The sequence below is a fragment of the Microbacterium lushaniae genome (assembly GCF_008727775.1).
In the GTDB taxonomy this organism is placed as follows: domain Bacteria; phylum Actinomycetota; class Actinomycetes; order Actinomycetales; family Microbacteriaceae; genus Microbacterium; species Microbacterium lushaniae.
In genome coordinates this window covers 585,695-611,822 of record NZ_CP044232.1, presented here as the reverse complement: position 1 = coordinate 611,822, position 26,128 = coordinate 585,695, and the positions used below count along the sequence as shown (strand labels likewise).

Sequence of the window (26,128 nt, the reverse complement as noted above, 5' to 3'; positions counted from 1 at the left end):
CGCCGCCCTGGCGGGACGACGAGCGTTCGAGTCTCTTCACCAAGGGCCTCGTTACGAACCGTGAGCGACACGTTCATCCCTCCTTGTGCATGCGCTGGCGCGCAGCGTTGAGCGGCAGGATGACGATGGTGACGAGCACGAGGAATGCGATCGTCTGAGCCGCCGCCGCCCCGACGTCGAAAGTCTGCAACCCGGTCCGGTAGATCTCGTAGCTGCTGACGGTCGTATCGAAGCCGGGCCCTCCGCTGGTCATGATGAAGACCAGATCGAAGACCTTGAACGACACGACGAGCTTGAGGAGGAGCACCGTAACGAGACTCGGCAGCACGAGCGGGAAGGTGATGCGCCAGAACGTCTGCCAGACGCTCGCACCATCGACTTGCGATGCCTCGTACACCTCCGTCGGCAACGTTTGCAGCGCGGCGAACACGAGCAGAACGCAGAAGGGCGTCCACTGCCACGCGTCGACGAGGATGAGGGAGACCATCGCGGCGGGGCTGGAACCGAGAAACAGGAACGGCTCGGCGCCCGGAGAGAAGGTCTGTCCGATGTTGTTGAGAAGCCCGCCCGTCGGGGCGAGCATGAGCTTCCAGATCACCCCGGCCATGACAGGCGGTGTCATCAGGGGAAGCAGGAGGAGCACGCGGATGACGCGCCCGCCCTTGACCGCCGCGTCCAACGACAGGGCCACGATGAGCCCCGCAATGAGCGCGAGGAGCGCCGAGGGGATCGCGAAAATGAGCGACCTGCCGAGGGACGGGAGCGTGACCCCGTCCCCCAGCAATGCCGCGAAGTTGCCGAAGCCTACCCACTCCGAGAAAGGACGCCCCAGCGACGACTCCGAGAAGGAGGCAGCGACGATGTACGCGAGCGGATAGACGGCGATCAGCCCGATGGCGACGATCGCCGGTGCGAGCAGCGCGCGCCCCGTCCAAGCCGCGCGTCGCGAGACGCGTTTGCCCGAAGCGAGCTGCGACATGGAGGGTCCTTTCCCAGGGCGGTGACGGGTCAGTCGGCCATCGACTGCCACGAGTCCCACGTCTGCTGCATGGCTTCTTCGGCTGTGAGGCTGCCTTGCAGCATGAGCGCGAGATTGTCGCTGAGGGACTGGATCATCTCCGGAGCCTGAGGCGACGTCGGCCACGACTGCGCGTTCGGCAGCACCTCCGCCGCGACCGCCGACACCTCGGGGGCGAACTCGGTGTATGCGGAGCTCTCCAGCGTCGAGGTCCGGATCGGGTCGACGCCCGAACCGGTCGTCGTGATGAGCTTCTCGTTCATGTCCTTCGACGACGCGAATGCGACGAACTGCTTCGCGAGGTCCTCGTCGCTCGCGTTAGGGCTGATTCCCATGGCCCATCCGGCATTGAGTGCACCCGACACCGACCCCTCGGGGCCGACGGGGAGCGGCGCGACGCCCCATCCGTCGACGATCTTGGACTGCTCGGGATCCTGTGCGAAGACGCCGAGGTCGGTCCAGAACTCGATCATTCCGACCGATCCCGATAGGAACTGCGGGAGCGCCTGCTCGAAGCCGATCTCGAGCGGGCTCGGCAGCGCGTAGGGCGCCGCATCCAGCATGGACTGGGCGGCCGCGACCGCCGCATCCGTGTTCAGCTGCGGCATCTGCGAGTCGATCGGGTCGGGAGACATCGTCGCGAGGCGGTTGAAGAACGTGGAGCCGATGTTGAAGGCGCTCTTGGACCCGAGCAGGGCGTTACCGTAGACGCCGTTCGCCTTCTCCGCGTCGGTGATCGTCTTCGACACCTGGAGGTACTCGTCCCAGGTCGCGGGGACCTCGACGCCATTGCGTTCGAAGATCGCCTTGTTGTAGAAGAGCACGTGCGTGTCGCCGTCGATCGGCAGTCCAAAGGTGGCGCCCTCATACTCCGTGTACGGCGCGGTGATGGCTTCGATGAAGTCGGACGAGTCGATCTCTTCATCGCCCTCGACCCACTCGGTGATGTCCGCGAGCGCGTCGGCCTCGGCGAGCGCACCGACCGACGTGTACCAGTACTGGATGACGTCGTAGTTGTTCGTCCCCGACTGCGCGTCGAGGATCGCCTTGGTTTGGATCTGGTCGTACGGAACCACCTCAACTTCGACCTCGACTCCCGTCTCCTCTTCGAAGTCGGCCTCGAGGATCTTCCCCGCGCCTTCCTGCGGCGCGGCGATCAGCACCTTGAGCGTCTGACTTCCGCCGCCGGAGTCGTCGCCCGTTCCGCCTCCGCAGCCGCTGAGCACGAGGCCCGCGCTCGATGCGACAGCGATGACGGCCGTCAGGCGGCGGGCTCGGCGAGCGGGTGATGAGGAGCGTCGTTGCACACTCATGGTCGTGTCCTTTCGATGGGGTGGGGCTGCGGGTCTGTGGCGGACGCGTCCGGCGTCCAGGGCTTGTCCACCTTGTCGCCCTCGACCCAAGGGGACTTGACGAAGATGGCGCGGAAGGTCTCCTCGAAGGGGTTTCGCACGAAGTGCTCTTCGTTCGGCTCGGCGTGCAGTATCTCGCCCGCGGAGGCGACGACCGGCTGCGCCCGGTCTATCCAGAACTCCGCGCGTCCTTCGAGGACGACGAACGACTCGGTGTGCTGTTCGTGGAGGTGGTTGTCGAACTCATCGCCGGGTCGGAGCACGACGATCCCGAACGCTGCGGCATCCGTCGTCGACAGGTAGGCCGGCCCCCACTCGCCGAAGCGCAGCGCAGCGTCTGCCGACCGGAGGATCTCGGCGCTCATGCGAGCGCCTTCGTCTCCGTGGCGTCGCGGAACAACTCGTAGGCGTCAGCCGGGTCGAGATCGTCGTGGACGACCCCGCGGACGGCGGTCATCATCGCGGCGGGGTGGGAGCTCTGGAAGATGTTCCGGCCCATATCGACGCCGGCCGCCCCGGCGCGGACGGCGTAGGACGCCATTGTGAGCGCATCGAGCTCGGGCAGCTTCTTGCCACCGGCCATGATGACGGGCACGGGGCAGCCGGCGACGACATCTTCGAAGCCCTCCTCGCAGTAGTACGTCTTCACGAGTTGTGCCCCGAGCTCCGCGATGATGCGCGTCGCAAGCCCGAGGTACCGGGCATCACGCGTCAGCTCCTTGCCGACTGCGGTGACCCCGAGAACCGGGATGCCTGCGGAGTAGCCCTCGTCGACGAGTGTCGTGAGATTGCGGATGCTGCGCGTCTCGTGCTCCCCGCCGACGAACACCTGCACGGCGACGGCATCGGCATTGATCCGGACCGCGTCGGCCATCGTCATCGCCGTGAACTCGTCGGAGAGCTCCTTGAGGATGGACGGACCTCCCGATGCGCGCAGCACGAGTCCCGCGCGCGTCGCGGGCGGGATCGAGGTGCGTAGCGCGCCCCGCGTGCACATGAGGGCATCGGCGTACGGGGCGAGCGGCGCGATGTTGAGGTCGATGCGCTCGAGGCCCGACGTGGGGCCTTGGAAGTACCCGTGATCGAACGCGAGCATGACGGTGCGACCGGTTCCGGGGTCGAGGATCCGCGCCAGGCGGTTCTGCATACCCCAGTCGAGATTCCCGGCTCCCCGGATCTGGTGTTCGAACCGCGCAGCGGGCGTGTCGGGGTGGAACCGCTTCGCGGCGGAGTTGCCTTCGAGATCTGCCATGGGTTTCTCCTTGTTCGGGGTCGGTCAGCTGAGGTTTCCGGCGCTCGTGCGCCGGAACTCCGCGGGACCGCGCGCGGCTCCCGGAGGCAGGAAGAGAGGTGGGAGGTCAGGGCCAGAGATCGAGAGGACGTCGCGGTAGACCCGGTGCCACCGCGCCACGACGTCGCCGTAGGCGTCACGTTCTTCCGGGTCGACCCGCACGACACGGTCGGGCTCCCCCATCGGAGGGAGTGAGGCGCCGACGCCCTTCGCCGCGAGCCGGGCGGCGCCGTACGAGGTGGCCTCGGGAGCCGGGGTGACGAGCGTCTCCAAGCCGGTGACGCCGGCGATGACGGCGGGCCACAATGCGCCAGCGCTCGATCCGCCGGTGAACGTGACAACCCCTTGCGCGACGGCACGTCCTTCCGTGAGAGCGGACAGGATGTCGAGATGAGCCGCCGCGACGATCGCGGCAGACTCCTCGATCGCCCGGATGAACGCGCCACGCGATGAGCGGACGGCATCGTTGATGTCGAAGCCCGTGAACGAAGGCGCGGCGTGGTGCCACGCATCCGCCTGCATGACGTTGCCCATCGTCGCGACGATCCCGTTCGCCCCCGGCGGCACGTCCGCAGCCCACTCCTCCATGACGGAGAAGGCCGAACGGCCGGTAGCGGCCCCGGTACTCACGGCGTCGGGACACATGGCATCCCGGAACCACCGCATGGCCAGGCCCGAGAGGAATCCGATCCCCTCCAGCATCCAAGTGTCCTGCTCGACATGGCAGAGCGTGCGCAGGCGCCGGTCGGGATCGATGAGCGGCTCGGACATGACCGCTGCGGTCTGCCAGAACGTGCCCGCCACGATCGTCGGCGTTCCTTCGCGCGCGTCGATGCCGTGAAGCGCGAGCTGCGTGTCGGCACCCCCGGTCACCACCGGAGTGCCCGCGGGAACGCCGGTCGCGGCGGCTGCGGTGGGCGTCACGACGCCGACGACCGCGCCGCATTCGACGACGGGAGGGAGGATGGCGCGATCGACGCCGACCAGGTCGGCCAGATCCGCCGACCATTCCCGTGCCCGCAGGTCGAACAGCGCAGAACTCGATCCGCACGTCGGGTCGGTCACGAACGCACCGGTGAGGCGCCGGGTGACCCAGTCGCTGAGCATCCCGAGATGACGAGCGCGCGCGAGCACGTCGGGTTCGTGGCGCGCGATCCATCGCAAGCGCGCGGGCGCGGTGATCGACACCCAGTCGCCGGCAGTGCGGTAGATCGCGTCGGCGATCCCGAGGGCCACCAGTTCGTCAGCCTCGGCGCGGGACCGGCCGTCGGTGTTCGGGCACGCCCAGAGCTCATCTCCATCCGCGCCGTAGAGGACGAACCCCTCTCGCATACTCGACGCTGCGATCGCGGCGATGCGGCGGCCGTCGAGGTGCGCGACCACCTCCGACACGGCGTCACCGATCGCCCGCCAGCCGGCAGACGTGTCGAAGGTCGTGCCGCCCGGGTGGCCCGGCACCGTCGCATGCGACCATTCCCGACCGGCCTGTGCGACGAGCCGGCCTTCGATGTCGAAAGCGAGCGCCCGCGCCGATCCGGTGCCGGCGTCTATCGCGAGGAAGACGTCGCTCATCGTTCCCACCGCAGTGCTTCCCCGGACATGAACGACCTGACCTCGGATGCGAGCATGTCGGCGCCGCGCGACAAGGTCTCCCGCGTCGCCCCCGCCAGGTGAGGGGTGAGGAGGAGGTTGGGCTGCGCCACGAGCTCGCGCCACGGCCCGTCCGGTTCGTTGACATCGAGCGCGACTCCGGCGAGTTGTCCGCTGCGCATCGCGTCGAGCATGGCCTGTTCGTCGACGAGCGACTCCCTCGCGGTGTTGATCAGGAACGACCCCCGGGGCATCCGGGCGATCTGCGGCGCGGCGATCATGTGGCGGTTCTCTGCTGTCGCCCGGGCATGGACGCTGACGACGTCGCTCTGCTCGAGAAGCGCGTCGAGATCCGTCACGATCGACGCGTCGGCGACGGATCCGGGGTCGATGAACGGGTCGTAGGCGATGATGTCGGCGCCGAGGGCTCTCGCCCGCTGCGCCACGAGTCGCGCGACGTTTCCGTACCCGATGAGTCCCAGCCGCAACCCCTTCACTTCGCGACCGAACCACCGGGCGCCCTCGAACGTGGATTCCGCGAGTGGTCGCCCGTCAGCCACGCGCTCGTCGACGTCGCGCACGGATGCCGGAACGTTGCGCACGAGCGAGATCAGGAATCCGATCGTGAGGTCGGCGACCGCATCGGCGTTCTTCCCGGGCGTCGTCGTCACACGCACCCCGCGCGCTTTGGCCGCAGCGAGGTCCACATTGACGGGTCCGCCGCGAGCGCACCCGAGGAGCCGGAGCTCGGGCAGCTCCGCGAGCACCTCGGCTGTCACGGGCGCCGCATGGAATGCGAGGATCTCGTAACCCTCCGCGAGACGTGCGACCTCCGCGGGATCGCCTTCGAACTCTTGGATCCCGGCGGTGTCCCACGTCGGGTCCGCCATCGTCATCGAGACGGAGCCGGCGACGAGTCCGTGGCGATCGAAAGCGCGCACGAACACGTCGGCGGGCATGTAGCTGTCGCCGATGATGAGGATGCGAGGGTCGGTCATCGAATGATCTCCATGTGCGGGGGCGTTCAGCGGGGTGGTCGTGCGCCGGCGCGGCGGCTCTGACGGGGGGCGGGTGGGTACCGGCCCGAAGCTGTCTCGCTCGTCATGCCCGCGGCGTCGAAGCCCGTATCCACGCTCACGCGAAGCCGGTCGGTTCGCACCGACGCTCGCGAGAAGTCGATGGGCTCCCCGCTCTGGTCGTACGCGACCGCTTCCACGACGACGATGGGATGGCCGGGCTCGATGTCAAGGAGCCCGGCGAGGATGCGATCCGCAGCGACGGCTTCGATAGTGCGGTGCATCCGTGCGATGCGGACGTCGGCCACCCTCGTGATCGTGGCGTAGAGGCTTGCCCGAGGGTCGCGGAGGTCGGGAATGACGCCGGCGAAGCGTGTGGGGAGGTAGTTGATGACGTGCACCGCCGTGCGGGCGCCCACCGCGCGCACGCGCTCGAGGACGAAGCCCTGGCCGTCAGGAGAGTCGCGACCGACCACAGCCGCCGCCCAGGAAGGGAGCGGTTCGATGCCCGCGCGGAGGATCTGTGAGCTCAGGGCGCTCCGGCCCTGTTCGCTGTACTCGCCGAGAAGGCTGGGGGCAGAAGGGAGCGTCCACGCCGACGGGCCCTGCACCCGCTCGACGAAGGCCCCCTTGCCCTGTTGACGGGAAATGATGCCCGCGCTCTCCAGACGGGCCAGCGCGTCACGAACCGAGGTGCGAGAGGCGGAGAAGTGCCCACAGAGCTCGCTCTCACTCGGGAGGCGGTCACCCGGTGACCAGGCGCCATCCGCGATCTCCGTCTCGATGGCTCGCATGATCTGAAACCAGATCGGAGCGGTCGATCCGCGGTCGAGTTGTGGCAACGCGAGCATGGACATTCAGCCTCTTCGGTGAGCGAACGTGGTGAGTCTCGTGGGCCCTGACACCGGCGGCATCGCCGGACATGTATCGATCCTGATGGACCGACTTGTATCTGCAGAAGAGACAAGTGAATGATTCCCGCGAAGAGCGGGCGCGATTGCGAATAGATACGCTGATCAGCGTTTTGTCGCTGCGTGCTTCGACGGCGCCCTGGCGCTCTCGTCGCGTGTGGACCACCCCTCCTGTGACATCCGATACAAGTTGGGGCGCGATAGGCCCGCCGCGACCCTCGGGCGCCTTGATACGACGCGCCGGCGAGTTATCCACAGGCTCCGTCCTCGGCCGGTCGGAGCACCCGGGAATGTCGGAACCCCCGAGTAGCTTCGGGTCATGGAGAACAGCCCCCGGCCTGGTGAAATCAGGCCCCACGAAGCCACCCGGATGCATGCCGGGCTGGCGGGGGTGCTCGAAGAGAAGGCGGCCATCGCCCGCGCGCAGGCGGCCCTCATCCGCCACCAGGCAGAGCTCGCCGCGGTCGCGCTGGAGCAGATGGAGCGGTTGTCTTCGCAGGTCTCCCGTGATCGAGAAATGCCGATGCGGTCGCTGTCGGCCGAAGTGGCCTTCGCCACTCACGTGCACGACCTCACCGCGCAGAAAGAGTTGAACGACGCCTACGCGTTCGTCACCCGGTTCTCCGCGACGCTCACTGCGCTCGAAGACGCCCGCATCTCCAAGCGGCACGCCGACGTGATCCTCGAAGTGGGCGCATCAATCGACAACGCCGATGTCCGCGAGGCGTGGGAGCACACCGTGCTCGAACGTGCGGCGCGCGAGACGCCGGGGCGCACGCGCGCATTCGCGCGGCAGCTGGCCGAGGCGGTCAATCCCGTGGGCATGTCGGAACGCCACGCCCAGGCGCGCGAGACCCGCGGGGTGAGCATCGTCGACCTCGATGACGGGATGGCCCTCCTGCAGGTCCGGCTCCCCGCCGCCCTCGCCTACGGCATCCGCGACCGCATCCGTCAGCAGGCTCGCATCATCCGCGACGCCGCCAACGCCGAGCGCGCCCGCCGCGCCGCCGAGAAGTCGGTGACCACTCCGCCCGAACCCGAGACGACACCGGATGCTGCCACCGCGGCGGATGCGGCGGACTTCACGCGCGACGGCCTCACGACTCCGCCCGCCGGGGAGGATGCCGAGCCCGCGCCCGCCGAGGTGATCGACGACACCCGCACGATGGCGCAGATCGGCGCCGACCTGGTCTCCGACATGCTGTTGACCGGCGCTCCGGCCATCGATCCGGTGACCGACCGCAGCGCCGGCGGGCTCGGCGCGATCCGGGCGCACGTGCAGGTGGTCGTGCCGGTACTGACCCTCGCGGGCAAGACCGACGCGGGAGCAAGTCTCCACGGACAGATCCCCATCGATCCCGAAACCGCCCGGCGCCTCGCCGGCGACGCCCCGGGGTGGGACCGGGTGATGTGCGATCCCATCACCGGGACGGTCCTCGAAGTCGACCGATACACGCCGCGCGCCGACCAGCAGCGCTTCCTCCGTGCCCGCGACCAGCACTGCCGCGGATTCGGATGCCGCCAGCCCGCGCACCGATGTCAGCTCGACCACAATCACGAGCACCACGAGGGCGGACCGACCGCGATCGGCAACCTCGCCCACCTGTGCACGCGACATCACACCCTCAAGACCGAAACCGCCTGGACCGTGCGACAGCTCCACGACGGCACCCTCGAATTCACCAGTCCCTCGGCAACGTCTACACCGACGAACCGCCGCCACGGGTGATGTTCGTCCCCGACGGCGACCCACCACCCTTCTGACGCTCCCCCCTGCTCCGCCCGGCCGCACCACCCGCCCGAGGTCGCGCCGTGTAGCCGGCACCCGCCGTCATCTCCCGGCTCCCGCCTGCACCGCACCCCGTGGCCCGCCCTCTCACCACAGAGACCGTCCGGATCGCCCGCCGACTCCGCGAAGACAACCCCGCTGCACCGAGCCGCTCCCCCACGCGGTCGACCACCTGCCCCCCGTGCGCGCACGTACCCCACGACGGCCATCCGACACCGTTCCGAATCCGGTCCACGTCATCATTGCGACGCGCGGCGAGTTCCGCCACGCTATGACCGTGCTGGTGATGCCCCTCCTGCTCTTTGCGCTCCTCGTGATCGCGCTCATCGACGTCATCACCCGCCGCGACGACCAGGTGAATCACCTCCCCAAGTTCGGCTGGGTGCTCCTCATCGTCCTGCTCCCCGTCATCGGATCCATCCTGTGGTTCACCATCGGGCGAGAGTGGGGAAGCCGCCGCGAACCGATGAGCTTCGGCGACCCGCGCCGGTGGGCGACGGATGCGGCGGCCCAGCCGTCCGCGCCACCCGTCCCTCACTCCACCGAGGCGCAGCTCGCCGCCCTCGAACGCGAGATCGAGATCGCGGCACTCGAAGAGGAGATCCGCCGGCGGAAGGCATCGACCCAGCCTCTCGACGACGCGCCCGGCGGCCACCGCAGCTGACGCACGTATCGATGCGCCGGGGCTGGGACGAGAGGTCGCCCCGTGCTCGGCGTGATGTCCCGGCTTCTGTCAGGCCCGGGCGCGCCGGCGACGGGCGCGCAGCACCGCGGCCGCTCCCGATCCCGTTTGCCGGCGAACAGCGACCGGCCGTCGGAGTAGCCGGAGAGATCCTCGATCGCCACGCCGAGATCGACCCCCGCGACGGTCGCCTCGTCCGGTCACGCGCGCCCCGCGGGTAATGTGAGCGCATGGCCCGCCACGACGACCACGACGAGTCGCGGGCGGTCCAGACCCTCGGCGCCGCCGTCCGCGACGCGCGCCGCAGGCTCGGACTTTCGGTGCAGGCCCTCTCCGAGCGCGCCGGGGTCAGCTTCGGCCTCGTGAGCCAGCTCGAGCGCGGCCTCGGGAATCCGTCGCTGCAGTCGATCCAGCGCCTCGCCGGCGCACTGGGCGTCCCGGCAGGGCAACTCCTCGACGAACCCGCCGGCGACCTCGCCGTCGTCCCGGCCGAACGGCGGCACGTGATGCCCCCGGCGCCAGGCCTGCCGCGCGATCAGCAGGCGGTGCGCGAACTGCTCACCCCCCGCGGCGAAGCCATGCTGCAACTGATCCGCTCCACCCTGCCCCCGGGGTTCAGCAACGAGCAGCGTCCGTTCCGCCACATCGGCACCGAGTGCGTCACCGTCGAATCCGGCGTGCTCGTCGTCGCCCAGGGCGACCGCCGGGTCGAACTGCACGCCGGCGACACCGTGACCTACCGGTGCTCCGAAGCGCACTGGTGGGCCAACGGGCACGACGACGTCACCGTCGTGCTCGGCGCCGTGACACCCTTCGAGCGCTAACGCGGCGGCGGCAGGGCGCCCGGCGAGGAGAGATCCGCCGCATCCGACGCCCGCACGTCCACCAGGCGCGCGAGCTCCGTCACGGGGTCGGGGTCATCGTCCACGCGCAGGTCGACGACGATGTCGCCCTCGGCGCGCGCGACCAGGACGGCCGCGCTCTGCCTCCCCCGGAGGTCGCCGCCCGCCTGCTCCCCGCGGGCCAGCACCGCCACCAGGTGGCGGGCGAACTCCAGGGCATCCGGTTCTGCCGGTGGTGACGACAGCGCGGTCGCCATCGCGGCCAGCACCCCGGCATCCGCCAGCAGGTTGCCGGCGACGACGCCGTCGGGCAGCACGAGGTGTCCCGCCCAGCCCGACGTCTGCGCGCCGGTGAACGCGGCGGGCGCTCCCGCCCACGTGAGGGCGGCGACCTGCCGCAGCTCGGGGCGGTCGTCCTGCTCGCCGATCATCCCGACGGCATCGGCCGCGGCATCCCCCGCCCCCAGGCGCTCCAGCAGGAAGCCGCGCAGCGCCCGGTTCGTCCACGCCTGACTGGCCACCGCCCCCACCCGCGGGTCGACGGCGATCACCGCGTTGCCCACCGCGAGCGAGCGACTCGCCGTCGCCGCCCCGATCAGGCCGCCGCGGGGATCCCGCGCGAGAACGGTGTACGTCACAGAGTCCTCCGGGTCGGGGCGAACGTGACGATCGTGTTTCGCCTGCGCCCACTGCTTGTCCTGACCCCCATATTCACACATACTGATCGAATCATCATCAGAGTGATGCCTTGGCATCCGCACGGATGGGGGACCCCATGGGAAAGCGCGTCATCTCCGGAGCCGCCCTGGCGGTCGCTGCACTGCTGGTGGCCGGATGCTCCGCCGGCGAGGGCGTCGACCTCGATTCGTCCGGCGCCGAGGGCGAAGTACTCGTCGCCGCGATCGGCGGAGAGCCCGACCAGCTCGACCCGCAGAAGACGACGTCGTACTTCGCATTCGAGGTGCTCGAGAACGTGTTCGGCACGCTCGTCGAACCCGACGAGAATCTGGAGATGCAGCCCGCGCTCGCCGAGAGCTGGGAGGTCAGCGACGACCAGCTCGAGTGGACCTTCACGCTGCACGACGGGGTGACCTTCCACGACGGGAGCGAATTCACCAGCGCCGACGTCGTGTACTCTTACGACCGCATCATCGACGAAGAGCTCTCCAACGCGTGGAAGTTCGCCGCCGTCACCGACGTGACCGCGCCCGACGACCAGACCGTCGTGATCACGGTCGCCCAGCCCACACCGAACCTGCTGTCCAACCTCGGCGGGTTCAAGGGCATGGCCATCGTGCAGGAAGACAACGTCGCATCCGGCGACATCACGACCGCGCCCGTGGGCACGGGTCCCTTCTCGGTCGAGGAGTACGTCTCCGGCGACCACATCACCCTCACCGCGAACGCCGACTACTGGGGCGGCGCGCCCGAGCTCGGTGGCGTGGAGTACCGCTTCATCTCCGAACCGGCCACCGCGCTCGCGGCCCTGCGCGGCGGGGAGATCCAGTGGACCGACGTCGTGCCGCCGCAGCAGGTGGGCGAGCTGGAAACCGACGAGGCGCTCGAGCTGGGTGTCACGCCCTCCAGCGACTACTGGTACCTGGCGCTCAACCAGGCCCGCGAACCGTGGAGCGACGTGCGCGTGCGCCAGGCCATCGCCTATGCCATCGACCGCGACGCGATCGTGCAGGCCGTCAGCTACGGCACCGCCGAGCTCAACCAGCTCGCGATCCCCGAGCAGAGCGTCTGGCACACCGCGTACGACACGTACGCCACCGACATGGACACCGCGCAGCAGCTCATGCAGGACGCCGGGTTCACCGGTGGCACGCTCGACCTGCTCGCCACGAGCGACTACCCCGAGACGGTGACGGCCGCGCAGATCATCGCCGCGAACCTGGAGCCCCTCGGCATCGAGGTCTCCATCCGTCAGCCCGACTTCTCCACGTGGCTCGACGAGCAGAACTCCGGCAACTTCGACATGCTGATGATGGGATGGCTCGGCAACATCGACCCCGACGACTTCTACTACTCCCAGCACCACAGCACGGGCGCCAGCAACGCCCAGAAGTACGCCAATCCCGAGGTCGACCAGCTGCTCGACGCCGGCCGCGTCGAGACCGACACCGAGGCGCGCAAAGACCTCTATGCGCAGGCCGCGACGATCATCGCCGACGAGGCCAGCTACATCTACCTCTACAACCCGTCGGTGATCCAGACGTGGTCGCCCTCGGTCACGGGCTACGAGGCACGCGCCGACCGCGCCATCCGCTTCCGCGACGCAGCACTCGGCGACTGAGCACGATGAGGATGCAGCCGGCCCGCGTGCTGCGCTTCCTCGGCGTGCGGTTCGTGTCGTCGGCGGTCGTGCTGCTCGGCGTGCTGGTCGTGGTGTTCGCGATCGTGCAGCTCGTGCCCGGCGACCCGGTGCGCCTCGCGCTCGGGACGCGGTACACCCCCGAGGCGTACGAGGCGCTGCGCGCCGCATCCGGGCTCGACCGTCCCCTGCCCGAGCAGTTCGTGGGCTACGTCGGCGGCGCCCTCACCGGCGACCTGGGTGTGAGCTTCCGCAACGGCGAGCCGGTCACCACGACGCTCCTCTCGCGCCTGCCGGCGACGATCTCCCTCGCTTTGGCGGGGCTCGCGATCGCGCTGGTTATCGCCGTGCCCGCCGGAATCTGGTCGGCGCTGCGCGAGGGACGCGTGAGCGATGCGATCGTGCGCACCGCGAGCCAGTTCGGGGTCTCCATCCCCGACTTCTGGCTCGGGATGCTGCTGATCTCGCTGTTCTCGGTGACCCTCGGCCTGCTGCCGGCCAGCGGCTACACCGCCATCACCGACGATCCCGCCGAGTGGGCACGGCGCGTGGCGCTGCCGGCGCTGACCGTGGGTCTTGTCGCGGGGGCGATCATGACCCGCTACATCCGCGCGGCCGTGCTCGACGTGGCATCCGCCGGCTTCGTGCGCACGGCGGTGTCGAAGGGACTCCCCCGCCGCGTCGTCACCTTCCGCCACATCGTGCGCAACGCGCTGGTGCCGGTGCTCACGATCGCGGGCATCCAGCTCGCGACGATCCTCGGCGGCGTGATCGTCGTCGAGGTGGTGTTCGCGTGGCCGGGGCTCGGCCGGCTCGTCTACGACGCCGTCGCCGCGCGCGACTATCCGCTCATCCAGGGCGCGGTGCTGCTGATCGCGGTGATGTTCCTGCTCGTCAACCTGCTCGTCGACGTGCTCTACGCCGTCATCGACCCTCGGATCCGCGTCTCATGAGCACCGACCGCCCCCTCGTCGCCGACGTGCCCGCCGCCCAGCCGCGGATGTCGGCGGTGCGCATCCTCGCCGCCAACCCGGTCACCGTCGTCAGCGCCGCCATCATCGCCCTCGTCGTGCTCGTCGCGGTGCTGGCGCCGTGGACCGCGCCGTACGGCGTCAACGCGATCGACGTCAGCGCGCAGCTGCAGCCGCCCAGCGCCGCGCACTGGTTCGGCACCGACGAGCTCGGCCGCGACGTGCTCTCGCGCGTGATGCTCGCCGCCGGCACCTCGCTGTCGATCGCGGTGGTCGCGGTGACGTTCGCGCTCGTCGTCGGGCTCACCCTCGGCGTGGCGTCCGGATACCGCGGCGGATGGCTCGACATGGTGCTGATGCGCCTGGTCGACGTCATGTTCGCCTTCCCCGTGCTGCTCCTGGCGCTGGCGATCGTCGCGATCTTCCAGCCCGGCATGGTGACCACGATGATCGCGATCGGGGTCGTGTACACGCCGATCTTCGCGCGCATCGCCCGCGCGAGCGCCCTGTCGGTGCGCGTCTCCCCCTTCGTGCAGGTGTCGCAGACGATGGGCACCCCCGGGCTCTCGATCGTCCGCCGCCACGTGCTGCCGAACATCGCCGGGCCGCTGGTCGTCCAGACCTCCCTGTCGCTGGCGTTCGCGATCCTCTCCGAGGCCGCGCTGTCGTTCCTCGGCCTCGGCATCCAGCCGCCGGCGCCGTCGTGGGGCGGGATGCTCTTCACGGCGCAGGGGTTCCTCACGCAGGCGTGGTGGATGAGCGTGTTCCCGGGAGCGGCGATCTTCGTCACAGCCCTCGCCTTCAACCTCTTCGGCGACGGCCTGCGCGACGTGCTGGATCCGCGGCAGCGCACGATCATCGAGGCTCGGAGGACGCGATGACCGGTCCCGTGCTGCGCGTGGACGACCTCCGGGTCTCCATCGGCCGCGCCGACATCGTCCGCGGCGTGAGCTTCGCCGTCGAGGCGGAGCAGACCCTCGGCATCGTCGGCGAATCCGGCTCGGGCAAGTCGATGACGGTGCTCGCCGCGACCGGCCTCATCGACGCGCCCGGCCGCCGGGTGTCGGGGTCGAGCGTGCTCCGTCGCGGCACGGATGACGCGGTCGAGCTCGTCGGCGCATCCGATCGCACGCTCCGCCGCGTGCACGGGGATGCGGTGGGCTTCGTCTTCCAAGACCCCGGCACGTCGCTCAACCCGCTCCTGACGATCGGGCGGCAGATCACCGAATCGCTCGAGACGCACCGCGGCCTCTCCGGCCGGGCAGCGCGCACGCGCGCGATCGACCTGCTGGAGGCCGTCGGCATCCCGCATCCGGACGAGCGCGTCGACGCCTATCCGCACCAGTTCTCCGGCGGGCAGCGCCAGCGCGCCATGATCGCCGTCGCCCTCGCGTGCGACCCGGCGCTGCTCATCGCCGACGAGCCCACCACGGCGCTGGACGTCACGACGCAGGCGCAGATCATCGATCTCGTGCAGACGCTGCAGCGCGAGCGCGGCACCGCGGTGGTGTGGATCAGCCACGACCTCGGCGTCATCGGCCAGGTCGCCGACGACGTGCTCGTGCTGCGCAAGGGCGTCGCCGTCGAGCAGCGGCCGATCGCCGACGTGTACGCACAGCCCGAGCACGCCTACACGCGCGAGCTGCTGGCAGCCCGCCCCCGCATCCGCGCCGACGCCGGGCCGCCACCGCGTCCGGATGCGGCGCCGCTCCTGGATGTCGCCGACCTCGACGTGCGGTTCACCATCGCCACGCCCACCGGGCCCCGCGTCGTGCACGCCGTCGACGACGTGTCGTTCCACGTCCGCCGCGGCACGACGCTCGCCCTGGTGGGCGAGTCGGGGTCGGGGAAGTCCACGATCGCCAACGCGCTCACCGGGCTGGTCTCGCCCAAGGCCGGCACCGCCACCCTCGCGGGCGCCGACCTGCTGCGCGCCCGCCGCGCCGACCGGCGCCGCATCGCGATGGTGTTCCAAGACCCCTTCGCCTCGCTCGATCCGCGCCGCAGCGTCGGCGACGCCGTCACCGAGCCGCTGCGCGTGCACCGTCTGGGCGGGCGCACCGCTTCCCAGCGCCGAGACCGCGTCGCCGAGCTGCTCGACCTGGTCGGACTGCCCACGGCGTTCCACGAGAGATTCCCGCACGAGCTGTCCGGCGGCGAGCGCCAGCGCGTGTCGATCGCCCGCGCGCTGGCGCTCGAACCCGACGTGATCGTGCTCGATGAGGCCACCGCATCCCTCGACGTCTCCGTGCAGGCCCACGTGCTGACGCTCCTGCGCCGGCTGCAGGACGAGCTCGGGACGACCTACCTCTTCATCGCGCACGACCTCGCGATCGTGCAGGAGATGAGCCACGACGTCGTCGTGCTGAAGGAAGGCCGCGTCGTGGAGGCAGCGCCCGCCCCCGAGCTGTTCGCGAACCCGCGCGAGCCCTACACGCGGCAGCTGCTCGCCGCCGTGCCGCCGGAGCGCCCTCGGGCCGTTCGCTCCTGAGCGGGTGCGGCTCAGCCGGGGACCTTGTCGAGGAAGCCGCGCACGTCGGCGACCCGCCCCTCCCCGTCGAGCACGACGACGTCGAAGCCGATGACGACCGGCTCGACTCCCTCGGGTCCGAGACCCCACTGGAACCGCACCTGGTCGTGGTGGGCGTCGGGTGCGCCGACCGGCGTGAACACGAAGCCGGGGAACTGCGCCTGCACTCCGTCGATGAGACTGCCGAGCTCGCCGCGCCCGCGCACCTGTGCGAGCGGGTCGGTGTAGGTCACGGCCGGCGCGAAGTGCTCCTCGAGCAGGCGGCCGCGCTCCTGCGGCCGGGCGTTCCAGGTGGCGAGGTAGCCGGTGACGATGTCGTCCATGGGGTTCTCCTTCATCCGTTGTCGGTACGGCAAGGATCGGCGAACGGATGCAGCGGGGCCATGACCTCCGAGGTCATGAGAGCGCGGGCTCCACGTCTTAGGCTCACCCCATGTCGACCTACGCACCCGACCGGCCGGTGGGCGCGATGCTGCGCGAGTGGCGACAGCGGCGCCGGTTCAGCCAGCAGGAGCTCTCCGACGTCTCGACCGTGTCCACGCGCCATCTCAGTCGCGTGGAGACCGGCCGGGCCCACCCGACGCCGGAGATGATCCTGCACCTCGCCGACACCCTCGACGTGCCCCTGCGCGACCGCAACGGGCTGCTGCTGGCCGCCGGCTACGCCCCGCGTTACAGCGACCGGCCGCGGGGCGACGCGTCCGTGGCATCCGTCATGGCAGGGCTTCGCTCCCTGCTGGACGCACACCTCCCCTATCCGGCGTTGCTGCTCGACGACGACTGGGACGTCGTGGATGCCAATGCCGCCGTCGACGCGCTCCTCGCCGGATGCGCCCCGGAGCTGCGGGAACCGCCCATCAACGTCCTGCGTCTGACGGTCGATGAGCAGGGGCTGGCACAGCGGATCGTGAACCTCGAGGAGTGGACGGCGCACCTGTACTGGCAGGTCGCGCACCGTGCCGACCGCACCGGCGAGCCACGACACCACGAGCTGGCGGCCATGGTCGCACGGCTGCGCGGCGGAGTCCCGCGCCTTTCGCCGTCGACCGGGCCGGTGCTCACGATGGATCTCCGGGTCGATGACACGGTGCTCCGGATGTTCAGCACGACCGCCCGGCTGACCACGGCCAGCGACGTTGCGCTCGAGGGTCTCCACCTGGAGACATTCCTGCCCGCCGACGAGACGACCCGGGCCTACTTCACGGCGTAGCCCGACCGACGCGGAAGATACTGCATCCGGCTCGCCGGCGATAGAGGCCATCGCGCTGATCTTCGCCGCCGCTACCGTGGGCGCTACCCGTTCTTTCGCACTGCCTGCACTCGAGGGGGGAGTCAGTTGGTCACGCTTGCCATTGTCCTGGCCTGGATCGTCGGATCGTTGGGGGTCGGCCTTCTCCTCGGACGGAGCATCATGCTCGCCGACCGCCGCGAAGGAGCGCTCGCCGTGGTGGAGCCGGCCACGCAGTAGGTGGTGGGGCCCGGTCATGTCGCTTTAGCCTGACCGACTCGCCCCCCCCACGTGTGGACAAGGCCCGACGAGGCCTACAAGCCGGTCCACATCTCGGACGATCACCTCGGCATCGACGAGTTCGACACTGTCCATCGGCTTCTGGTGTCGCACCACTACGCAGGCGGAGCGGTGGGCAGACTGGGCGCGAACGCCCTTCACCGCCGAAAGCCGGTCGCACGTCTCGGTGTGGCGGAAGCCGTGGCGGGGGCGGGCTCTCGGTGGGGCCCCCTCCTCCCCAGCCGACGCGGGTGTTGGACTTTTCCACAGGCGATGGGGTGCGCCTGCCCGATGTCGGTGGTAGGTGCGAAACTCATGGCATGAGCAACCCTCTCAGTGACGTAGATATCGACGAAGAAGCGCAGCTCGCTTCCATCGTCGATGGACTGCGCGAGAGTGAGGAGAGCATCGCGGCGATGGAGGCGCAGAAGACCGCGCAGCTCGCCACAGCGATGCGGATCGCGCTGCGGCGGATGGAGGGGAAGCACCCCACGCAGCGCGCGCGGGAGATGGAGCTGCGCTCGATCGCCGCGGAGATCGGCGCTGCGGTGCGCTGGAGCGATCGGGTCGCGCAGCAGCGGATGGCCGATGCGCTCGATCTCGTCGAACGCTTCCCCGCGACCGTCGACGCGCTCGCGGCGGGGCGGATCACCGCCCGGCACGCCGCGGTCATCCAAGACGCCGGCTGCGTGCTGCCCGACGCCACGGAACGCGCCGCCTTCGAGCGCGTCGTGCTGGAGTGGGCCGAGTGCGAAACCGTCGCGCGGACGCGCGACTATGCCCAGGGTCTCGCGGAGCAGATGAACCCCGAGTCGATCACCGAGCGGTTCGAGCGCGCCGACAAGGGGCGCAAGGTGAGCGTCACGGAGCTGGGCGACGGGATGGTGAAGGTCGAAGCCATCGTCGCCGCGGCTCTCGGCCACGGCATCCACGACCGGCTCACGCAGCAGGCCCGCGCGATCCGGCAGGTCGCCGCCGAGGAGACGCGCGAACACGGAGAGCAGGAGGACGGCGCCGACTCGGCGGTCGTCGTCGACACGCGCACGCTCGACCAGACACGCGCCGATCTCTTCTGCGACATGCTCCTCACCGGTCAGCCGGCCATCGATCCCACCGCTGACGCACTTCCCGGCGGACTGGGCGCGATCCGCGCGAGCATCCAGGTCACGGTTCCGGCGCTCACCGCGGCAGGCAGCGACGATCGCGGGGCATCCATCGACGGCAAGAGCCCCATCGACGCCGACACCGCGCGGTGCCTCATGGCCGGCGCACCGGGCTGGGACCGCGTCCTCACCCACCCGGTCACCGGAACCGTCCTCGCCGTCGATCGCTACCGGGCCGGCAACCAGATGGAGCGGTTCCTCGCCGCGCGCGACGTGCACTGCCGGTTCCCCGGATGCCGCATGCCCGCCCGGCTGTGCGATCACGACCACAATTTCGATTGGGCGCTGGGCGGACAGACCGACGTGTGCAACCTGGCCTGCCTGTGCAAGCGACACCACACCCTGAAGACCGAGACCGAGTGGGTCGCCTCCCAATCCCCCGACGGATCCATCCACTGGACGTCACCGCTCGGCCGGGGTTACACCGATCGGGTTCCCCCGCGCGTCACGTTCGTTCCCGACGGCGATCCCCCACCGTTCTGACGCGGTGCTTGGGGAGAACTCTGCTCAGCGGAGGTCGCTGAGCCGCACGCTGAGGAACCCGCCCGCGGCCTCGCCCGCCACGTACCGCAGATCCACGTGCACATCCAGGATCAGCTGCAGCGCCGTCGGGCGCACCACGAGCGAACCCGATCCCGCGGCATCCAGCGTCGCCGTCGCGCGGACGTCACCGGTCGTCAGCGCCTGCACCGTCGCACCCGGGGCACCGCTGAGCTGGATCCGCACTTCTGTCACGGTGCCCACCAGCACCGTGACCGCATCCACGATCGCCGGCGTGCCCTGTGGCAGCACGGGAGTGGGATCGGGAGTGGGCGTCGGTGTGGGCTCAGGCGTCGGCGTCGGCGTCGGCGTCGGCGTCGGCGTGGGCGTCGGCGTCGGTGTGGGCTCAGGCGTCGGCGTCGGCGTCGGCGTCGGCGTCACTTCGGGAGTGGGTGTGGGCTCGGGAGTGGGTGTCGGCTCGGGAGCAGGCGTCGGCTCTGCGCTGGGGGTGGGATGCGGGGTTGCCGACGGCGCCGGAGTTCCGGTACGTCCGGGGTCGGGCGACTCCGGAGTCGGAGGGGTGGTCACCGTCGGCTCCTCCGGCTCACGGTCTTGCACGTCGCTGGACGGCAGCGGGACCGGGGGCACCGGAACCGACACTGCGGGAGCGGGCGTGACCGCCGACGGGGGCGGCGCCGAGCCGGGAGGAGTGTCCGTCGGAGTCGTCGGCATCTCGGTCACCGCGACCACCGGCTGACCCGGGCCACGCTCGGTGCCCTGTGCCGCCGTGAACGACACCCCCACCACGACGGCCGCACCCGCGGCGAGCAGGGCGACGGTCGCACCGATGCCCCCGGCGGCCGCAGAGCCGGCGACCGACGCACCGGCCGCTGTGATCGCGTGGGCTGCACCCACCGCACCGGCCGTGCCGCCGGTACCGGACGCGGCCGAACCGCCGATGACCGCAGACGGCATCGCCGTGACGGCCACCGCAGCCCCGGCGCCATCGCGCAGCGCCGACAGCGTGGCCAGCGTCGCCCCCGTCCCGACGATGAGGGGCAGCAGCGCCATCGCCAGCCGGCTCGACACCTGGCGCGCCTCCGACGCCACGGCAGAGCACCGCGTGCAGCCGGGCAGGTGGTTCCGCACGCGACGGAGATCCCGGCTGGAGAGGTTTCCGCGGGAGTAGGCACCCAGGTGATCGACGACCCAGTGGCACTCCTCGTTGTCGTCGATGGCCCGCAGGTGCGCCTGGATCCACGCCTCCCGCAGACCTTCGCGGGCCCGGAACGCCAGCTGGGCCACCGCCACCGGCTTGATGCCCAGCAGCGGCGCCACATCGGCGGGCTTGAGTCGTTCGACCTCGGTGTACCAGAGCACTTCCTGCCACCGGGCAGGGAGCGCCTTGAAAGCGTCGCTCGTCAGCGAGCGGTCGAGCGTCGCGTCGGAGACGTGCGCGTCGGCATCGGGGTCGGCGACTTCGGCGACCTCATCGGTCGACGCGTCCACCCGTGGCGCCCGCCCCCAATCGGCGGCGGTGTTGCGGATGCTGGTGAACAGGTACGCGCGGAAAGACCCGGTCGGGCCCCCTCCGCTGCGCACCGACTGGAAGATGCGCGAGAACGCCTCCTGGACGAGGTCATCCGCGTCGAAACGTTCTGTGATGGAGCGTGCGACGGTGATCGCCGACCGGTGATGGCGACGCCACAGTTCGGCGAAGGCCTGCGGATCACCCGCGCGTGATCGGTCCAGCAGATCGGCGTCCGACGGCCACGGGCCGTCCGCCTCCACGGCAGCACTGTTCTGCGCCATCTCTCCCCCCAACGCATGTTCCCCCTGAACATGCGAGATTTCGCGCCGCGAGCGCAGCGCCGTCATTCCCGACGGCGAGCGCTCGCCCGTAAACATTACGCCTCCCAGAGCGGCGGCGGAAGATTTCTGCAGAACCGCGTAATAGATCGCGCGTCACTGCGTCTCATCAATGAAGGACACCAGCGCCCCTGCCTGGGGGTGGGGGCTAGGGTCTGCGACGCCTTACTTGGGGGCCACTAGGGTGGCGGGGCGTCGACGCGGGGCCCCAGCGCTCTTCCGGAGGAGTGTTCGGGCCCCGCCACTTCCTTTCTCACGCGCACAGCGGCTCACCCAGATCGATGCGCGTGCCGTCCACGGTGACACTGCCCTCGGCGCACAGGAGCGTGTCGGGGCTCGGACGCACGACCAGGGCGGTGTAGGCACCCGGCACGTCGTGTTCGGTCGCCTCCTGACGGTCGGGGCCATCCCAGCCGGCCTGGCACTTGTCCGACCAGACGACCTCCAGCAGCAAGCTGTCGGCACGGGCGTCGCCCGAGACCACGCGCGCGTCGTCGACGCAGGCCGTCAGGGCCGGATCTTCGCCGGAGGCCACCTCGATCTGCGGCGCCGCAGCACCCGCGGTCTGCGCGGAGAGGATCTGCGTCGCGATGACGGCGGCGATCGTGCCGCTCACGAGCGCCCCGACGAGGAACGCCGCTGCCATGAGCCATCCCGCGGTGCGCCGCGGGATGGACGCCGCCCGCTCCGGGACGGCGGGGGGTGCCTCGCCTGCGCCCTCGGTCGCGGGGGTTTCGGCGGTCGCGGCGGTGGCGGCGCGGCGAGCCTGCGCGAGCGCGTCGCGCCGGTCGATCCAGGCGGCGGGGTCGCCACCGCAGGCGCGCGCGATGCCGTCCACCGTGCGGGTGGAGGGCAGATGGCGCCCGGAGAAGGCCTCCGAAAGGACGGTGCGCGAGATGCCGGTGTCGTGCTGCAGCCGTGCGAGCGTCGGGCTTCCCGCGGCCAGCCGCAGCTTGCGCAGATCGGCCACGAACTGGGCGACCGAATCGGCGTTCTCCGTCACATCGACATCCGGCAATGACCCTCCCCCGAGGCTCGCAGTTCGTCGAATTGATGTATACCACCCGGGGCATGGGTGAGTCCATGCACACGCATCGGGATCTCGAGCGGCGTTCGGAGGTGTTCGGGATTTCCGGATGCGTTCGGATCGGGCTCATCCGCGCCCGCACGCCTCCCCCGGCCCGGTTCAATGGAAACGGCATCAGCGCCGCGCGTTCGTCTCGAACCGCAGCGCAGCCACGTTCGGCTGGGACACCGGGGGGTTCCCCGCCGTACGGTCACGCTCCGCGTGGCCCGAGCGCCCGCCGTCCTGTGGGGAGGCGGGCGCTCGTGCGTTCCGCGGCGATGCAGCCGGGTCGACGGCTACTCCGCGAAGGCGGCCGCGATCTCCGCCAGCGCGCGCGGAGCGTCCTCGTCCGGCTGCACCTGTACGCACACGTGGTCGGCTCCGGCGTCCAGGTGCGCGCGCACGGCGCGCACGAGGTCGGGCGCCTCCCCGTGCACGACGATGCGGTCGATCAGCTCGTCGCTGCCCTCCCCCGCGACATCGGACTCGGTGAACCCGGCGCGACGCATGTTGCCGGTGTAGTTGGTCAGCTGCAGGTACCGCCGCAGGAATGCCCGTCCCGCCCGGCGGGCCGCGTCGACGTCGGCGTCGAGGACGACGGTCTGCTCGGGGGCGACGAGCTTGTCGGGTCCGAGGGCCGCACGAGCCTCTGCCGTCTGACTCGGCACCGTGAGGTACGGATGCGTGCCACCGCTGCGCTCGGCGGCGAGCGCCAGCATCCGCGGCCCCAGCGCCGACAGCACCCGGTCCTCGATCGGAACCCCGTGCTCATCCAGCACGTCGAGGTAATCGGCCATCGCCTGCAGGGGCTTCGTGCGGTGCGGTGTGGCCTCCTGGTGGCCCGAGCCGATGCCGAGCACCAGCCTCCCCGGGTGACGGGCGACGATGCGGTGGTACGCGTCGGCGAGCTCGGCCGCCTCATCACGCCAGATGTTCACGATGCCGGTGGCCACGACCACCGACTCCGTGCCATCCAGCACCTCCTCGGCGCGCTGGAGGTCGGCGCTGGGTGAACCGCCCAGCCACACCGTCCCGTAGCCGAGGCGCTCGGCCTCGCGGGCGAAGGCGACGTCGACCTCGCTCACGCGCGCCCAGACGCCCAGCTGCCCCAGTCGCGTGCTCCACGCGGATGCCGCGGTCATCGCTGGTACGTCCCTTGGATGATCGCCCGGCCGAGCGTCGCGAAGGCCAGACGGAACGACACCACCGCCGGGGAGGCGTCGGGCGTCACGCCGAGGGACTCCTCTCCCACCGCATGCACGACGAAGAAGTAGCGGTGCATCTGGTCGCCCTCGGGCGGTGCGGCGCCGGAGTAGCCGGCCTTTCCGCCGTCGTTGCGCACGTGGAAGGCGCCGGGCGGAAGCGGCGCGTCCGCCGCCCCCGCGGGCAGCTCCGTGACGGAGGCCGGGAGGTCGACCAGAACCCAGTGCCAGTACCCGCTCGGGGTCGGCGCATCCGGGTCGAAGCACGTCACGACGAACGACTTCGTCCCCTCGGGCACGTCCGACCAGCGCAGGTGCGGCGACGTGTCGCCGTGGTCGGCCACCTGAGCGGGAGCGAGCGGCCGGCCGTCGACGACGTCGTCGCTTTCGAGGCGGAAGGCGGCCACCGCGGGAAGCAGCGGATACGGGTCGGGTGCCTGGGGGCGCGTGAGGTCGGTCATACCCCGAACCTATCGAGGCGCAACCGGCCCGGTGGCGGGCTTGCGCGGCTACCGTGAAGTCATGAGAACCGTTCTCCTCGGACCCACCGATGTCCTCGTGCCCAACGTCGTCGCCGGGATGATGCGCATCACCGACAAGAGCGACGACGAGATCCGCGCCCTCGTCTCGGCCGCTCGCGAGGCCGACATCGACTTCTTCGACCATGCCGACATCTACGGCAACGAGCCGCACCACTGCGAGCGGCGCTTCGCCGAGGCCCTGCTGCTCTCCCCCGCCGAGCGTGCGGAGATCACGATCCAGACGAAGGCGGGCATCGTCAAGGACGGCCCGTACTTCGACTTCTCCTACGAGCACCTGGTGCGCTCGGTCGAGGGTTCGCTGAAGGCGCTGCGCACCGATTACATCGACATCCTCCTGCTGCATCGCCCCGACGCCCTCGTCGAACCCGAAGAAGTGGCCCGCGCGTTCGAAGACCTCGAGGCTGCCGGAAAGGTGCGCGCCTTCGGGGTGTCCAATCACACGCCGCGGCAGATCGACCTGCTGCGCACGGCGGTCCGCCAGCCCCTCGTCGCCAACCAGCTGCAGCTGTCGATCCCCCACTCCCCGATCGTCGCGCAGGGCCTGGCGGCCAACATGGACATCGACCAGTCCGTCACGCGCGACGCCGGCGGCATCCTGGACTACTGCCGCGTGCACGGCATCACCGTGCAGGCGTGGTCGCCGTTCCAGGCCGGGTTCTTCACCGGGGTGTTCCTCGGCGCGCCCGAGTACGCCGAGCTCAACGCGGTGATCGACGAACTGGCCGCGACCTACGACGTGCCGCCGATCGCCATCGCGACCGCATGGATCACGCGTCACCCCGCCGGCATGCAGGTCGTCCTCGGCACGACCACGCCCGAGCGGGTGACCGGCGCGGCCCAGGGCTCGGACATCCCGCTCACCCGCCCCGAGTGGTACGCGCTCACGCGGGCCGCGGGGCACCGCGTGCCGTAACCGTCGGCCGGGCGGCCCCGCGGTCGGTCAGAGCCACTGCTTGCGGCGGAACACCGCCCACAGCGCGACCGACGTCCCGGCCATCAGCGCGAGGGCGGCGGGGTAGCCCCACACCCAGTCCAGCTCGGGCATGTAGGTGAAGTTCATGCCGTAGATCGTGCCCACCAGGGTCGGACCGAACAGGATCGCGGCCCACGCGGAGATCCGCTTCACCTGCTCGTTCTGCGCGAGGGAGGTCTCGGTCTGCCGCTGGGTCTCCAGGGTCGCGTTGACCGTCAAGGCGTTCTCGAGGATCGCGCGGAGGGAGGCGAGCTTGTCGGTGATGCGCAGGGCGTGGTCGAGCACGTCGCGCAGCGATCGCTGCAGTTCGATGTCGACGCCGTACTTGTCGGCTCCGCGCAGGAGGGAATCCAGCATCCCGCGCAGCGGCTCGGTGGCCCGCTGGAACAGGATGACTTCGCGCGAGAGGTCGTAGATGCGGCGGGAGAGCCCCGCCCCGCTTCCGGAGAAGAGCTGGTCTTCGATCTCGTCGACGTCGTTCTGCAGACCGGCCGTGACGGGGGCGTACTCGTCGACGACCTCGTCCATGATCGCGTAGAGCACGGCCTCGGGACCCGTGGCGAGGAGGTCGGGCTGGGCCTCCATGCGCTTGCGCACGCGCGCGAGGTCGGGGACGTCGGCGTGGCGCACCGTGACGACGAAGTCAGGACCGACGAACACGTGCAGCTCGCCGAACTCCACCGACTCGGTCGCATCGTCGTAGTGGGCGGGGCGGAGGACGGCGAAGAGGATGTCGCCGTAGCGTTCGAGCTTCGCGCGCTGATGGCCCGACAGGGCGTCTTCCACGGCGAGGGGATGCAGCGAGAACTCCGCCGCGACCTGCTCGAGCTCCTCGCGGCTGGGCCGGGCGAGCCCGATCCACGCCATGCCGTGGTTCTCGCGCATGTACTCGAATGTCTGCTCCAGGCTCACCGGGTTCTGGATGCGGCGGCCGGCGACGTACACGCCGTTGTCGATGAGGGGCATCCGAACATTCTGGACCACCGCGGCCCGTCAAGCCCCCGGCGCCACGGAAGA

Annotated in this window: 25 protein-coding genes; 11 read left to right on the top strand and 14 right to left on the bottom strand. The window is 70.3% G+C overall.

Annotation, left to right across the window (positions count from 1 at the left end; genetic code table 11):
- Nucleotides 1-73 precede the first annotated feature (73 nt).
- From F6J85_RS02885 to F6J85_RS02855, 7 genes are read right to left on the bottom strand one after another with little or no spacing between them, the layout of a single operon-like run.
- Entirely contained in the window at nt 74-979 is a 906-nt protein-coding gene (locus F6J85_RS02885; protein WP_150923746.1) for a carbohydrate ABC transporter permease, read from the bottom strand.
- Between the two features lie 29 nt (nt 980-1,008).
- Nucleotides 1,009-2,331: an extracellular solute-binding protein gene (locus F6J85_RS02880; protein WP_150923745.1), complete on the bottom strand. Its 1,323-nt coding sequence runs from the start codon at nt 2,329-2,331 to the stop codon at nt 1,009-1,011.
- On the bottom strand, nt 2,328-2,735 hold the full coding sequence (locus tag F6J85_RS02875) for a cupin domain-containing protein (protein WP_150917461.1): 408 nt from the start codon (nt 2,733-2,735) through the stop codon (nt 2,328-2,330). Before F6J85_RS02875 ends, F6J85_RS02880 begins: the two co-directional genes overlap by 4 nt.
- Complete coding sequence (gene lsrF / locus F6J85_RS02870; protein ID WP_150923744.1) at nt 2,732-3,622, bottom strand: 3-hydroxy-5-phosphonooxypentane-2,4-dione thiolase; 891 nt, start codon at nt 3,620-3,622, stop codon at nt 2,732-2,734. The genes F6J85_RS02875 and lsrF overlap by 4 nt, the downstream gene beginning before the upstream one ends.
- A gap of 24 nt (nt 3,623-3,646) precedes the next feature.
- The gene (locus tag F6J85_RS02865) at nt 3,647-5,233 is read right to left on the bottom strand and encodes an FGGY family carbohydrate kinase (RefSeq protein ID WP_150923743.1); all 1,587 of its coding nucleotides are present in this window, start codon (nt 5,231-5,233) and stop codon (nt 3,647-3,649) included.
- Nucleotides 5,230-6,249 (bottom strand): NAD(P)-dependent oxidoreductase, encoded by a 1,020-nt coding sequence (locus F6J85_RS02860; protein ID WP_150923742.1) that lies wholly within the window; start codon nt 6,247-6,249, stop codon nt 5,230-5,232. Before F6J85_RS02860 ends, F6J85_RS02865 begins: the two co-directional genes overlap by 4 nt.
- A gap of 26 nt (nt 6,250-6,275) precedes the next feature.
- A complete protein-coding gene (locus F6J85_RS02855; protein ID WP_191906721.1) occupies nt 6,276-7,118 on the bottom strand; it encodes a GntR family transcriptional regulator in 843 nt (280 codons plus the stop codon).
- Between the two features lie 379 nt (nt 7,119-7,497).
- Between F6J85_RS02855 and F6J85_RS02850 the strand changes: the two genes are divergently transcribed.
- From F6J85_RS02850 to F6J85_RS02840, 3 genes are all read left to right on the top strand, one after another.
- Nucleotides 7,498-8,907 carry an HNH endonuclease signature motif containing protein gene (locus tag F6J85_RS02850; RefSeq protein ID WP_150923740.1) on the top strand — a complete coding sequence of 470 codons (1,410 nt, stop codon included), beginning with the start codon at nt 7,498-7,500 and terminating at the stop codon, nt 8,905-8,907.
- Between the two features lie 346 nt (nt 8,908-9,253).
- Nucleotides 9,254-9,631 (top strand): PLD nuclease N-terminal domain-containing protein, encoded by a 378-nt coding sequence (locus F6J85_RS02845; RefSeq protein ID WP_238707150.1) that lies wholly within the window; start codon nt 9,254-9,256, stop codon nt 9,629-9,631.
- A 248-nt stretch (nt 9,632-9,879) separates the two neighbouring features.
- The gene (locus tag F6J85_RS02840) at nt 9,880-10,473 is read left to right on the top strand and encodes a helix-turn-helix domain-containing protein (protein ID WP_150917486.1); all 594 of its coding nucleotides are present in this window, start codon (nt 9,880-9,882) and stop codon (nt 10,471-10,473) included.
- Here F6J85_RS02840 and F6J85_RS02835 read toward each other — a convergent pair.
- Nucleotides 10,470-11,129 carry a DUF1028 domain-containing protein gene (locus F6J85_RS02835; RefSeq protein WP_150923738.1) on the bottom strand — a complete coding sequence of 220 codons (660 nt, stop codon included), beginning with the start codon at nt 11,127-11,129 and terminating at the stop codon, nt 10,470-10,472. The two genes, F6J85_RS02840 and F6J85_RS02835, sit on opposite strands and share 4 nt — an antisense overlap.
- 137 nt (nt 11,130-11,266) lie before the next feature.
- Here F6J85_RS02835 and F6J85_RS02830 point away from each other — a divergent pair, with 137 nt between their 5' ends.
- From F6J85_RS02830 to F6J85_RS02815, 4 genes are read left to right on the top strand one after another with little or no spacing between them, the layout of a single operon-like run.
- On the top strand, nt 11,267-12,790 hold the full coding sequence (locus F6J85_RS02830; RefSeq protein WP_150923737.1) for an ABC transporter substrate-binding protein: 1,524 nt from the start codon (nt 11,267-11,269) through the stop codon (nt 12,788-12,790).
- 5 nt (nt 12,791-12,795) lie between these two features.
- On the top strand, nt 12,796-13,761 hold the full coding sequence (locus F6J85_RS02825; protein WP_150917494.1) for an ABC transporter permease: 966 nt from the start codon (nt 12,796-12,798) through the stop codon (nt 13,759-13,761).
- Nucleotides 13,758-14,660: an ABC transporter permease gene (locus F6J85_RS02820; RefSeq protein ID WP_150923736.1), complete on the top strand. Its 903-nt coding sequence runs from the start codon at nt 13,758-13,760 to the stop codon at nt 14,658-14,660. Before F6J85_RS02825 ends, F6J85_RS02820 begins: the two co-directional genes overlap by 4 nt.
- Nucleotides 14,657-16,270, top strand: coding sequence for a dipeptide ABC transporter ATP-binding protein (locus tag F6J85_RS02815; RefSeq protein WP_150923735.1), 1,614 nt, complete (start codon nt 14,657-14,659; stop codon nt 16,268-16,270). The genes F6J85_RS02820 and F6J85_RS02815 overlap by 4 nt, the downstream gene beginning before the upstream one ends.
- Nucleotides 16,271-16,281: 11 nt before the next feature.
- Here the strand turns inward: F6J85_RS02815 and F6J85_RS02810 are convergent, their stop codons facing one another.
- The gene (locus F6J85_RS02810) at nt 16,282-16,632 is read right to left on the bottom strand and encodes a nuclear transport factor 2 family protein (protein WP_150923734.1); all 351 of its coding nucleotides are present in this window, start codon (nt 16,630-16,632) and stop codon (nt 16,282-16,284) included.
- A gap of 110 nt (nt 16,633-16,742) precedes the next feature.
- Between F6J85_RS02810 and F6J85_RS02805 the strand changes: the two genes are divergently transcribed.
- The 3 genes from F6J85_RS02805 (at nt 16,743) to F6J85_RS02800 (ending at nt 19,462) form a co-directional block, all read left to right on the top strand.
- A complete protein-coding gene (locus tag F6J85_RS02805) occupies nt 16,743-17,519 on the top strand; it encodes a helix-turn-helix domain-containing protein (protein WP_191906720.1) in 777 nt (258 codons plus the stop codon).
- Between the two features lie 126 nt (nt 17,520-17,645).
- Nucleotides 17,646-17,777 carry a hypothetical protein gene (locus F6J85_RS18125; RefSeq protein WP_275094059.1) on the top strand — a complete coding sequence of 44 codons (132 nt, stop codon included), beginning with the start codon at nt 17,646-17,648 and terminating at the stop codon, nt 17,775-17,777.
- 317 nt (nt 17,778-18,094) lie between these two features.
- Nucleotides 18,095-19,462 carry an HNH endonuclease signature motif containing protein gene (locus tag F6J85_RS02800; protein ID WP_150923733.1) on the top strand — a complete coding sequence of 456 codons (1,368 nt, stop codon included), beginning with the start codon at nt 18,095-18,097 and terminating at the stop codon, nt 19,460-19,462.
- A 24-nt stretch (nt 19,463-19,486) separates the two neighbouring features.
- Here F6J85_RS02800 and F6J85_RS18120 read toward each other — a convergent pair whose 3' ends face one another.
- The 4 genes from F6J85_RS18120 to F6J85_RS02780 all read right to left on the bottom strand — a co-directional run bounded on the left by F6J85_RS18120 (nt 19,487) and on the right by F6J85_RS02780 (nt 24,057).
- Nucleotides 19,487-21,271, bottom strand: a complete 1,785-nt coding sequence (locus F6J85_RS18120; RefSeq protein WP_191906719.1) for a sigma-70 family RNA polymerase sigma factor — start codon at nt 21,269-21,271, stop codon at nt 19,487-19,489.
- Nucleotides 21,272-21,581: 310 nt separating this feature from the next.
- Nucleotides 21,582-22,331, bottom strand: coding sequence for a helix-turn-helix domain-containing protein (locus tag F6J85_RS02790; protein ID WP_150923731.1), 750 nt, complete (start codon nt 22,329-22,331; stop codon nt 21,582-21,584).
- Between the two features lie 359 nt (nt 22,332-22,690).
- Nucleotides 22,691-23,536 carry a TIGR03620 family F420-dependent LLM class oxidoreductase gene (locus F6J85_RS02785; RefSeq protein ID WP_150923730.1) on the bottom strand — a complete coding sequence of 282 codons (846 nt, stop codon included), beginning with the start codon at nt 23,534-23,536 and terminating at the stop codon, nt 22,691-22,693.
- A complete protein-coding gene (locus tag F6J85_RS02780) occupies nt 23,533-24,057 on the bottom strand; it encodes a YbhB/YbcL family Raf kinase inhibitor-like protein (protein ID WP_150923729.1) in 525 nt (174 codons plus the stop codon). Before F6J85_RS02780 ends, F6J85_RS02785 begins: the two co-directional genes overlap by 4 nt.
- Before the next feature lie 61 nt (nt 24,058-24,118).
- Between F6J85_RS02780 and F6J85_RS02775 the strand changes: the two genes are divergently transcribed.
- The gene (locus F6J85_RS02775; protein WP_150923728.1) at nt 24,119-25,051 is read left to right on the top strand and encodes an aldo/keto reductase; all 933 of its coding nucleotides are present in this window, start codon (nt 24,119-24,121) and stop codon (nt 25,049-25,051) included.
- Nucleotides 25,052-25,078: 27 nt separating this feature from the next.
- Here the strand turns inward: F6J85_RS02775 and corA are convergent, their stop codons facing one another.
- On the bottom strand, nt 25,079-26,077 hold the full coding sequence (gene corA, locus F6J85_RS02770; protein WP_150923727.1) for a magnesium/cobalt transporter CorA: 999 nt from the start codon (nt 26,075-26,077) through the stop codon (nt 25,079-25,081).
- Nucleotides 26,078-26,128: the final 51 nt, after the last annotated feature.

Excerpts from the sequence above, each read along its gene's own strand:
- F6J85_RS02865 (WP_150923743.1), bottom strand. The coding sequence starts at position 5,233 with ATGAGCGACGTCTTCCTCGCGATAGACGCCGGCACCGGATCGGCGCGG.
- F6J85_RS02785 (WP_150923730.1), bottom strand. The coding sequence starts at position 23,536 with ATGACCGCGGCATCCGCGTGGAGCACGCGACTGGGGCAGCTGGGCGTC.
- F6J85_RS02810 (WP_150923734.1), bottom strand. The coding sequence starts at position 16,632 with ATGGACGACATCGTCACCGGCTACCTCGCCACCTGGAACGCCCGGCCG.
- F6J85_RS02815 (WP_150923735.1), top strand. The coding sequence starts at position 14,657 with ATGACCGGTCCCGTGCTGCGCGTGGACGACCTCCGGGTCTCCATCGGC.
- corA (WP_150923727.1), bottom strand. The coding sequence starts at position 26,077 with ATGCCCCTCATCGACAACGGCGTGTACGTCGCCGGCCGCCGCATCCAG.
- F6J85_RS02805 (WP_191906720.1), top strand. The coding sequence starts at position 16,743 with ATGTCGACCTACGCACCCGACCGGCCGGTGGGCGCGATGCTGCGCGAG.
- F6J85_RS18120 (WP_191906719.1), bottom strand. The coding sequence starts at position 21,271 with ATGGCGCAGAACAGTGCTGCCGTGGAGGCGGACGGCCCGTGGCCGTCG.
- F6J85_RS02820 (WP_150923736.1), top strand. The coding sequence starts at position 13,758 with ATGAGCACCGACCGCCCCCTCGTCGCCGACGTGCCCGCCGCCCAGCCG.
- F6J85_RS02825 (WP_150917494.1), top strand. The coding sequence starts at position 12,796 with ATGAGGATGCAGCCGGCCCGCGTGCTGCGCTTCCTCGGCGTGCGGTTC.
- lsrF (WP_150923744.1), bottom strand. The coding sequence starts at position 3,622 with ATGGCAGATCTCGAAGGCAACTCCGCCGCGAAGCGGTTCCACCCCGAC.
- F6J85_RS02860 (WP_150923742.1), bottom strand. The coding sequence starts at position 6,249 with ATGACCGACCCTCGCATCCTCATCATCGGCGACAGCTACATGCCCGCC.
- F6J85_RS02875 (WP_150917461.1), bottom strand. The coding sequence starts at position 2,735 with ATGAGCGCCGAGATCCTCCGGTCGGCAGACGCTGCGCTGCGCTTCGGC.
- F6J85_RS02850 (WP_150923740.1), top strand. The coding sequence starts at position 7,498 with ATGGAGAACAGCCCCCGGCCTGGTGAAATCAGGCCCCACGAAGCCACC.
- F6J85_RS02840 (WP_150917486.1), top strand. The coding sequence starts at position 9,880 with ATGGCCCGCCACGACGACCACGACGAGTCGCGGGCGGTCCAGACCCTC.
- F6J85_RS02880 (WP_150923745.1), bottom strand. The coding sequence starts at position 2,331 with ATGAGTGTGCAACGACGCTCCTCATCACCCGCTCGCCGAGCCCGCCGC.
- F6J85_RS02830 (WP_150923737.1), top strand. The coding sequence starts at position 11,267 with ATGGGAAAGCGCGTCATCTCCGGAGCCGCCCTGGCGGTCGCTGCACTG.
- F6J85_RS02845 (WP_238707150.1), top strand. The coding sequence starts at position 9,254 with ATGCCCCTCCTGCTCTTTGCGCTCCTCGTGATCGCGCTCATCGACGTC.
- F6J85_RS02885 (WP_150923746.1), bottom strand. The coding sequence starts at position 979 with ATGTCGCAGCTCGCTTCGGGCAAACGCGTCTCGCGACGCGCGGCTTGG.
- F6J85_RS02775 (WP_150923728.1), top strand. The coding sequence starts at position 24,119 with ATGAGAACCGTTCTCCTCGGACCCACCGATGTCCTCGTGCCCAACGTC.
- F6J85_RS02855 (WP_191906721.1), bottom strand. The coding sequence starts at position 7,118 with ATGCTCGCGTTGCCACAACTCGACCGCGGATCGACCGCTCCGATCTGG.
- F6J85_RS02780 (WP_150923729.1), bottom strand. The coding sequence starts at position 24,057 with ATGACCGACCTCACGCGCCCCCAGGCACCCGACCCGTATCCGCTGCTT.